General features: G+C 66.5%; 7 protein-coding genes. 4 read left to right on the top strand and 3 right to left on the bottom strand.

Going from position 1 to position 8767, the window contains the following annotated elements; all coding sequences use genetic code 11:
- The 4 genes from ileS to ispH all read left to right on the top strand — a co-directional run.
- A partial coding sequence (ileS, locus tag Q0L94_RS03590; RefSeq protein ID WP_296750146.1) for an isoleucine--tRNA ligase occupies nucleotides 1–2591 on the top strand: 2591 nt, incomplete at its 5' end.
- A gap of 138 nt (nucleotides 2592–2729) precedes the next feature.
- Nucleotides 2730–3200: a signal peptidase II gene (gene lspA, locus Q0L94_RS03585; protein ID WP_296750148.1), complete on the top strand. Its 471-nt coding sequence runs from the start codon at nucleotides 2730–2732 to the stop codon at nucleotides 3198–3200.
- The gene (locus Q0L94_RS03580) at nucleotides 3197–3667 is read left to right on the top strand and encodes an FKBP-type peptidyl-prolyl cis-trans isomerase (protein WP_296750144.1); all 471 of its coding nucleotides are present in this window, start codon (nucleotides 3197–3199) and stop codon (nucleotides 3665–3667) included. The genes lspA and Q0L94_RS03580 overlap by 4 nt, the downstream gene beginning before the upstream one ends.
- Nucleotides 3668–3697: 30 nt before the next feature.
- Nucleotides 3698–4624 (top strand): 4-hydroxy-3-methylbut-2-enyl diphosphate reductase, encoded by a 927-nt coding sequence (gene ispH / locus Q0L94_RS03575; RefSeq protein ID WP_296750142.1) that lies wholly within the window; start codon nucleotides 3698–3700, stop codon nucleotides 4622–4624.
- A gap of 5 nt (nucleotides 4625–4629) precedes the next feature.
- Here ispH and Q0L94_RS03570 read toward each other — a convergent pair whose 3' ends face one another.
- From Q0L94_RS03570 to Q0L94_RS03560, 3 genes are all read right to left on the bottom strand, one after another.
- Nucleotides 4630–5175, bottom strand: a complete 546-nt coding sequence (locus tag Q0L94_RS03570; protein WP_296750141.1) for a GspH/FimT family pseudopilin — start codon at nucleotides 5173–5175, stop codon at nucleotides 4630–4632.
- A gap of 113 nt (nucleotides 5176–5288) precedes the next feature.
- Entirely contained in the window at nucleotides 5289–5804 is a 516-nt protein-coding gene (locus Q0L94_RS03565; RefSeq protein WP_296750139.1) for a GspH/FimT family pseudopilin, read from the bottom strand.
- 14 nt (nucleotides 5805–5818) lie between these two features.
- Nucleotides 5819–8767 (bottom strand): PilC/PilY family type IV pilus protein (locus Q0L94_RS03560; protein ID WP_296750137.1); only part of this gene is annotated, 2949 nt, incomplete at its 5' end.

The raw sequence follows: 8767 nt of genomic DNA, 5'->3' as shown, positions 1-8767 counted from the left end.
TCGGCCACGCGGTGAACAAGATCCTCAAGGACATCATCGTCAAGGCCAAGACCCTCTCCGGCTTCGACGCGCCCTACGTGCCGGGCTGGGACTGCCACGGCCTGCCGATTGAACTGCAGGTGGAAAAAACCCACGGCAAGGACATTCCCCCGTCGCAGTTCCGCGAACTGTGCCGCGAATACGCCGCCGCGCAGATCGAACGGCAGAAGGCCGACTTCATCCGCCTCGGCGTGCTGGGCGACTGGGCGAACCCTTATCGCACGATGGATTTCCAGTTCGAGGCCGACACCCTGCGCGTGCTGGGGCAGATCCAGCAGGCAGGCTATCTCTATCAGGGCGCCAAGCCGGTGCACTGGTGCGTCGACTGCGGCTCGGCGCTCGCGGAAGCCGAAGTCGAGTACGAGGACAAGAACTCGCCGGCGATCGACGTCGGCTTCGCCGTGGCCGACCACGCCGACCTCGCCAAACGCTTCGACATCGCGGCGATCGGCGAGGCTGTCCAGATCGTCATCTGGACCACCACGCCGTGGACGCTGCCGGCCAACCAGGCGGTGGCGCTGCATCCCGATTTCCAGTATGCGCTGGTGCGCGCAGCCAAGGGCCTACTGATTCTCGCCGACAGCCTGCGCGAAACCGCGTTGACGCGCTACGGTTTGAGCGAAGGCGCCGAGGTCGTCGCCCACACCACCGGCCAGGCGCTCGAAGGCGTGCTGCTGTGGCATCCCTTCCAGCAGCGCCAGGTGCCGGTGATCGTCGGCGACCACGTCACGGCGGACGCCGGCACCGGCGCCGTGCACACCGCGCCCGGCCATGGCCTCGACGACTACGTGGTGGGCAGCCGCTATGGCTTGAAAGTGGACAACCCGGTGGGCGACGACGGCCGCTTCTACAGCAGCGTGCCGCTGGTCGGCGGCATGAGCATCTGGCAGGCAAACCCACTGATTCTGGAAACGCTGGAAGCCAGCGGCAACCTGCTGGCGCACGAGAAGCTCCTGCACAGCTATCCGCACTGCTGGCGCCACAAGACGCCGATCATTTTCCGCGCGACGCGGCAGTGGTTCATCGGCATGGACTTGCAGGGTGAGGCGTCAGGCGTGAGGGGTGAGGCGAGCTTGCGCGGGCAGGCGATGGCAGCGGTCGACGCGACGCAGTTCTTCCCCTCGTGGGGCCGCGCGCGGCTGGAGGCGATGATCAAAAACCGCCCCGACTGGTGCGTCTCGCGCCAGCGCAACTGGGGTGTGCCGATGCCCTTTTTCACCCACAAGGAAACCGGCGACTTGCATCCGCGCACGCTGGAACTGCTGGAAACCGTGGCGCAGCGCGTCGAAGCCGCCGGCATCGAGGCCTGGTTCGCGCTCGACCCGGCCGAACTGCTGGGCGACGACGCCGCGCATTACGACAAGACCGGCCACACGCTCGACGTCTGGTTCGATTCCGGCGTCACCCACGCCTGCGTGCTGAAGCGCCGCCCCGAACTCGCGCATCCGGCTGACCTGTATCTGGAAGGTTCCGACCAGCATCGCGGCTGGTTCCAGTCGTCGCTACTCACCGGCTGCGCCACCGACGGTCGCGCGCCCTATAAAGCGCTGCTCACCCACGGCTTTGTGGTCGACGGAAAAGGCCACAAGATGAGCAAATCGAAGGGCAACGTGGTCTCGCCGCAGAAGGTGATGGACCAGTACGGCGCCGACATCCTGCGGCTGTGGGTGGCGACCACCGACTATTCCGGCGAACTCACCATCTCCGACGAGATCCTCAAGCGCGTGGTGGAAGGCTACCGCCGGATTCGCAATACCTTGAAGTTCCTGCTCGCCAACCTGTCGGATTTCGACCCCGAGGCGCACGCGCTGCCGGTGGCGGACTGGCTGGAAATCGACTGCTACGCGCTGGCAATGACGCGCCAGCTGCAGGGCGAACTGCAAACGCACTACGACGCCTACGAATTCCACTTCATCGTGCAGAAGCTGCAGGGTTTCTGCTCGGAAGACCTCGGCGGCTTCTACCTCGACATCCTGAAGGACCGCCTCTACACCAGCGGCGCCGACAGCCGCGCGCGGCGCGCGGCGCAGAATGCGCTCTATCACCTGACGCATGCGCTAGTGCGCTGGATGGCGCCGATTCTGTCGTTCACCGGCGAGGAAGTGTGGACGCAACTGGCGGGTGAGGACAGCTCGGTGTTCCTGCATGTCTGGCACGAACTTCCGGCGCAGGCCGGCGAGGCCGACCTGCTCGAGCGCTGGACCCGCATCCGCGCCGTGCGCGCGATGGTGTCGAAGGAACTCGAGCTCGTGCGCGTCGCCGGCGGCATCGGCTCGTCGCTGCAGGCGGAGATCACGCTGCACGCCAGCCCCGACACCCACGCGCTGTTGGAACCGCTCGGGGACGATTTGCGCTTCGTGCTGATCACCTCGCAGGCGCGCGTCGTCGCCGCCGACGCCGACCGCGTCGAGGTTGCCCCGAGCGCGGCGAAGAAGTGCGACCGCTGCTGGCACTACCGCGACGACGTCGACGCGCACGCCGACCACCCCGGTCTGTGCGGCCGCTGCGTGAGCAACCTCCATGGCGACGGCGAGGTGCGCACGCATGCCTGATTCGCGACCGACCCCGATCGGCCCGAGGGCGGGCCTCCTACACGCCGCCCTTGCCCGTAGGAGGGGCGCCTTCATACCCTTCAGGGTACTCGCCCCGATTCTCTGCTTCCTGCCATGAAACATCTCTTTGATCCCGCAATGCGCAAATGGCTGGGCCTGGCGCTCGCGATCATCGTGCTCGACCACCTCACGAAATGGTGGGTGTCGGCGAGCCTCGACTACCAGGAGCACATTCCCGTCCTGCCCTTCTTCTCGCTGGTGCTGGTGCACAACACCGGGGCCGCGTTCAGCTTCCTCGCCGACGCGGGCGGCTGGCAGCGCTGGTTCTTCATCGGCGTGGGCGTGGTGGCGACCGTGATCATCGTGCGACTGCTGGCGCGCCACGCGCGCGAGCCGCGTCTGGCGTTCGCGCTGGCGCTGGTGCTCGGCGGCGCCCTCGGCAACGTCATCGACCGCGTGCTGCTCGGGCACGTGGTCGACTTCCTCTACTTCCACTATCGCGGCTTCGCCTGGCCGGCTTTCAACGTCGCCGACTCGGCGATCACGGTCGGCGCCGTCCTGCTGGTCTGGGACAGCCTGCGGGGCGGGCCCGCCGCACAGAAGCCATGAGCGGCCGGACGGTCGCCTACGGCGACACCCTCGAGTTGCGCTACGCGCTGCGGCCGCGCGGCGGGGAAGACCTCGTCTCCAACTTCGACGATCCCGAACCCGAGATTGTGACCCTCGGCGACGGCACGCTGGCGCCGGCGCTGGAGCAGTGGCTGGTCGACCTGGCGCCCGGCGAGCGTCACGTGTTCCTGCTCGACCCCTGGCAGGCCTTCGGCGAAAGCCAGCCCGAGATGATCCAGACCCTGCCCAGGACCGACCTGCCGGCCGACATGGAATTCACCGTCGACCAACTGGTCGAATTCGCCATGCCCAACGGCGAGACCGTCGCCGGCCGCATCCTCGAGATCGGCGACGATGCCGTGAAGGTCGACTTCAACCATCCGCTCGCCGACCTCGCCATCGAGTTCGAAGTCGAAGTGGAACGGATCCTTCCCTCCCCCGGCGAACGCCAGGCCCAACGCGACTAACGTCCGCATCCCGTGACACCGGAACCCGCCATGACGCCCACCATCCTTCTCGCCAACCCGCGCGGCTTCTGCGCCGGCGTCGACCGCGCCATCGCCATCGTCGAGCGTGCGCTCGAAAAGTACGGCGCGCCGATCTACGTGCGCCACGAAGTCGTCCACAACACCTTCGTCGTCAACGACCTCAAGGCCAAGGGCGCGATCTTCGTCGAGGAACTGGCCGAGGTGCCCGCCGGCGCGACCGTCATCTTCAGCGCGCACGGCGTGTCCAGGGCGGTCCGCGCCGAGGCCGAAGCACGCGGCCTGAACGTGTTCGACGCCACCTGCCCGCTCGTCACCAAGGTGCACGTCGAGGTGAGCAAGATGCGCGAGCGGGGGCTCGAGATCGTGATGATCGGCCACAAGGGCCACCCCGAGGTCGAGGGCACGCTGGGACAGGCGCAAGGCGGGATGCATCTCGTCGAAACGCCCGAGGACGTCGCCAACCTGAAGGTCGCCGACCCCGACCGCCTGGCCTATGTCACCCAGACCACGCTCTCGGTCGACGACGCCGCGCGCGTCGTCGACGCCCTGCGTGCGCGCTTCCCCAATATCGTCGGGCCGAAGAAGGACGACATCTGCTACGCCACGCAGAACCGCCAGGACGCCGTCAAGGCGCTGGCGCCGCAGTGCGACGTGGTCATCGTGGTCGGCTCGCCGACGAGCTCGAATTCGAACCGCCTGCGCGAGGTCGCCGCCAACCTCGGCGTGCCGGCCTACATGGTCGACAACGCCGGGGAAATCCGCCCGGAATGGGTGAGCGGCAAGCGACGGGTCGGCCTGACAGCCGGCGCGTCGGCCCCGGAGGTGCTGGTGCGCGAGGTGGTCGAGCGGCTCCGGCAGCTTGGAATCGGCTCGGTGGAAAACCTGGACGGCGCGCAGGAGAAGGTCTCGTTCGCCCTGCCCAAGGACCTGGCCTGAGCGCTTCAGGCAGGTGGACAGGAAGCCACGGAAGTCTTCGCCGTGCGCGGGCGACCGGTCCGGCTGATCACGACCTCCCGCGCGGAATCCAGGGGTCCTGACGCGTTGCACAGCGTCAGCGTCCCGGCCTGGATGGCACCGGAAACCTGCTGGGTCGCGCCCGACGGCGTGTACGAAATGTAGCTCGCGGTCGACCCCTTGCTGGTCGCCCACATGCCTGCGGACAGCGGCGGATGGGCCAGGACCACAGGCTCGCCGGCTTCCCGCTGCGCATTGTTGTTGGCGTCGTGGAACACCATCCACCCCTGCTGCCAGCCGCCTGCGGCACACGCGCTGCCTGTCGAAGACGGACACATCACCACCCTGTTGCTGCGCTTGATCGCCTCGCTGCGCGCGAGATGGAGCGAGGCGACGAGCGCGTTGGTCGCGCCCGTCAGCCGGTTCGAGAGGAACAATGCGGAGAATCCTGGTACCGCAATCGTGAGCAGGATCGCGGACACTGCAAGCACCACGATCAACTCCAGAAGCGTCGCGCCGCGCTGATCTTTCATCTTCCCCCTCCCCATGAGAGGAAGAGGGTGGCACCGCGGGCGCGCGCCCGCCATACAACTTTAGTCGTAGGCTGGCAGTGCCGAAGCAGGCGGCCGCGGCGACGCCTGCGGGATCAGCTACAGGTCGTCACACCGGTGAGCTTGGTCACGCCCGGGCGCCCGGTCGCGCTGACCTGGATCTGCCGCGCCTGGTTGCCGACCGATGGCGTCGCCCGGCAGAGTGTCAGCGTCGCCGAGGTGGCGCCGACGCCGGTGGACTGGAAAACGATGCTGGTGACGTCACCCGAGAGCCGGAAGCCGGGCGCCAGCGGAATCTGCCGGAAAAGCACCGTCCCGTTCGCCAGCACGATCCAGCCGTCGCCCCAGGCCCCCGTGCAACTGGTGCCGTTGGAGGACGCGCACAGCGTCACCGCGGCATTGCGCTTGATCGCCTCGCTGCGCGCCAGCTGCACGCTCGCCACGAAATTGTTCGCCTGCGTGTTGAGCTTGCTGCCGAGCATCGCCTCGTTGAAAGAGGGCACCGCGAGGGTGACGAGGATGGCCGCGATCGCGAGCGTCACGAGCAATTCGATGAGCGTAAAGCCGCGGGGCGCCGAACGACGACCATGCGACAGCGCGGCCGTCATCATCACCGGGCTCCGCATCATTGCTCGACCTGCCAGTAGACCCGGCTCTTGGGCTGGTTCAACGGGGGCGGCGGGGGCGGGTCACTGCCCTGCAGCGCCGACTGCGGATCGCAGCCGATGCAGAACGGCACGGCTTCGGTGCTGCCGTCAAGCGTCACCATGCCGGCCACCGGGGACGGCGCCAGGCCACCGCCGGCGATCTCCGAGGAGCGATTGGTCTCGCCGTACACGCCGCCGGCGGTGGCGTAGGAGACGTTGTAGACACGTGCCGTACCCAGGTTGGCGGAGCACTCCCCGGTCTTGTAGACAGCCGGGGTGTGCGTGCTGAAGTTGGTCGTGCCAAAGATCGTGATCGCGCTGGTCACGACCTGTTCGTGTGGGTGCAGTTCCAGGTACCAGCCCTTGTGCTCCGCGACGGTTGCGGGCGTCGGGCTGGCGCCGCTGTTGGAAACCGGGACCAGCGACTCGAGGCAGATCACGGCATTGCCCTCGCAGTTGGCTTTCTCGCTTTCGAACCAGTTCGGATCGGACGGGTCGTCCATCACCATGAAGAAATAATTCTTCACCTCGTAAGCCGCCTTATAGCCGGTCAGCGGTTTTTCCCGGTCGCCGGACCCGACCATCAGGAGATACTTGCCGTTGTCGAGGACGACGTCGACCGTGAACTGGAATTTCCGGTTGGCGGAGCAGGGTGCCGTCGTGTCACAGCCGAGGGAGGCGACCTGAGTGGCCGTCCAGTCCGCCGGCGCGTCGCTGCCGATGTTGATGCGCCAGATGTTGCCGCCGAGGTCTACCGCGTAGGCAAGCTCGGCGTTCCCGGTCGTCGTGTCGGTGACGACGAACACGTCGGCCGCGACGCCACGGCCGCCCAGGCTGATGCCCGTCGGGACGACGTCGCCGCTGTTCGCATCGAGGACGTATATCTCGCTGCCCTTCGAGGGAGACGTGCAGTTGTGGTTGGCCGTGCCGTCGTCGGCATCCTCGCAGGCGTCGTAGCCGCCCCCCATGATCAGCAGCGCGACCTTGCCGTCCTCGTAGCCCTTGGCTTTCAGAACCTTGGGGGCAGACCAGGTCTGGCCGATGTTCTCGAGTCCGGCGGAGCAGCCGCTGGCGTCGCAGCCCCGCTTCCACTTGAGCACCGGCGTCTTGTCGGGGTCACTCACGTCAAAGGCGTAGACCGCCCGCCCTCCCCGGCGCATCGTTGCGTAGATCCAGGTATCGCCGCCTTCCCGGTGGGCCATGACCGGCCCGTCGAAGCCGTAGGGCTTGGGCCGCGGTTCGACGCAGGTCGTCTCGGGGGCGACCGGGGTGCACGTGGTATTGCCGAGGAAGCTGACCGGGACCATGTTGTCGTAGACGCGCTCGACGCTGGGATAGAACTCGGGCGCCACGAACGACCACAGTTCCTCGCCCGGGGACGCGCCGCCGACGCTGAGCCCACCGTCGCGGTTGCCGTTGACCGCACGCAACATGCCGTCGTTGCCGCCGTAGAAGACCACCACCTCCGGCGCAGCGTCGCTGCCGTAGTTGATCGCGACTGGACGGGAATGCATCACGTCGCCGTGCACCGAAGGCCGAACCTTGTAGTCCGTTCCGGATTCTGGCTGGCTGTTTTCTCCGATTTGCCAATTGACCAGGATATCCCGCTCCGCATCCGTGACATCGGCGCCGAACTTGGTCGGTGGGATCGTGGTATCGAAATCAAGCAGTTCCGTGCACGAGCCAATGTCGGTGGCACACGTATAGACCTTGCGGTCCGCAAACGTACCGAGGCTGCGCAGTTTGTAGCCCTGTGCGCCCTTTTCCACGATGTTTCCGTCGGGCGTGTTGGAGACGTCCATGTTGGCGCTCAGCAGGCAGGACCCCTGGGGCCTGAACCACCAGTAGTCGTCCTGCGTCGAAGGCGTCCAAAAGCTCTGCGCGCACTCGGCGATGAAGCCGGTGTTGTTGCCGCTGATGGCGGGGTTGTCTTTCGCGTCGACGAGCTGCAGCCGGTTGTTCAGGATGCCGAGCTTGTACTGCTTGAGGTTGCCATGCCAGCGCGGCATGCCGTCCTTCTCGGGCCGGAACATGCCGACGAACACCTGGTTGAGATAGGTGCCCTGGGTGTTCACGCTCACCGGCAGGCTGACCGCCGCAAACGCGCTGTTCTTGGACTGGACTTCGCTGAAGATGGTCAGCAGCGCCTTGACCAGTTGCTCGTAGTTTGTCGTGCGAAAATACGCCCCACCACCCACCGCCTCGGATCCCATGCTGGTGAGAAGGGCCTCGTAGGATTCCTGGCAGCTGGACCCGAGCAGGCCGACCGTGTAGGTCTCGATGCTCTGCGAGGCCATGTAACGCGCCCACTCGTCCGCGTAGAAGCCTCCGTTTTCATGGTTGCTCGCCGGGAAGGTGAAGCTGCCCTTGCCGCACGAGGTCTTCAGCGTATTGGTCAGGATCGTGGTCTGGGCTGCCGTCGCGGCCGGGTTGGCGTTCTTGTCGGCGTTGGTGTTGGTGCCGAGGAGCGCATTCCTGGGGCCGGCGTCGCCCGTCGCGTCGCCCGGCTTGCCGGAAGAACTGTAGGAGTTGCCGACGAAAACCGCGTAGGTGTTGCAGCCCAGGGTCGGCTTGATTGCCGCATACGAGCGGCCCGAGAGGCCGGTATGCCCCGTCAGGTAGGCCCAGCTCTCCTGCATCGTCGCGCCGATCGCCTCACCGCTCGCCTTGATGTAGCCGTCTCCGGCCCCGCCGGTGGTGCGCCACGACTTTATCCACGCCAGCATTTTGGCCTTGTTGGCGTCGTTGAGCGGCATGAGCGGCACCGCCAGGCAGCCGCCGTTCGATCCGCCGCAGTTCGCGTTGTTGATGTCTTTGATGTTGTTGGCGTTGTAGACCATCATCCCGATGTTCACCACGGAAGAGAGTTCGGGATAGTTCTGGTTGTAGGTGGGGAGGCGCTTGACGACCTCGTAGAGCGCGCACTG

It is taken from the genome of Thiobacillus sp., from assembly GCF_024708915.1.
The sequence above is the reverse complement of the archived record's forward strand: the minus strand, read 5'-3'. Positions and strand labels throughout refer to the sequence as shown.

What these genes read in the sequence shown, in the direction of transcription:
- lspA (WP_296750148.1), top strand. Translation starts at nt 2,730, where the DNA reads ATGCGCAAATGGCTGGGCCTGGCGCTCGCGATCATCGTGCTCGACCAC.
- Q0L94_RS03580 (WP_296750144.1), top strand. Translation starts at nt 3,197, where the DNA reads ATGAGCGGCCGGACGGTCGCCTACGGCGACACCCTCGAGTTGCGCTAC.
- ispH (WP_296750142.1), top strand. Translation starts at nt 3,698, where the DNA reads ATGACGCCCACCATCCTTCTCGCCAACCCGCGCGGCTTCTGCGCCGGC.
- Q0L94_RS03570 (WP_296750141.1), bottom strand. Translation starts at nt 5,175, where the DNA reads ATGAAAGATCAGCGCGGCGCGACGCTTCTGGAGTTGATCGTGGTGCTT.
- Q0L94_RS03565 (WP_296750139.1), bottom strand. Translation starts at nt 5,804, where the DNA reads ATGATGACGGCCGCGCTGTCGCATGGTCGTCGTTCGGCGCCCCGCGGC.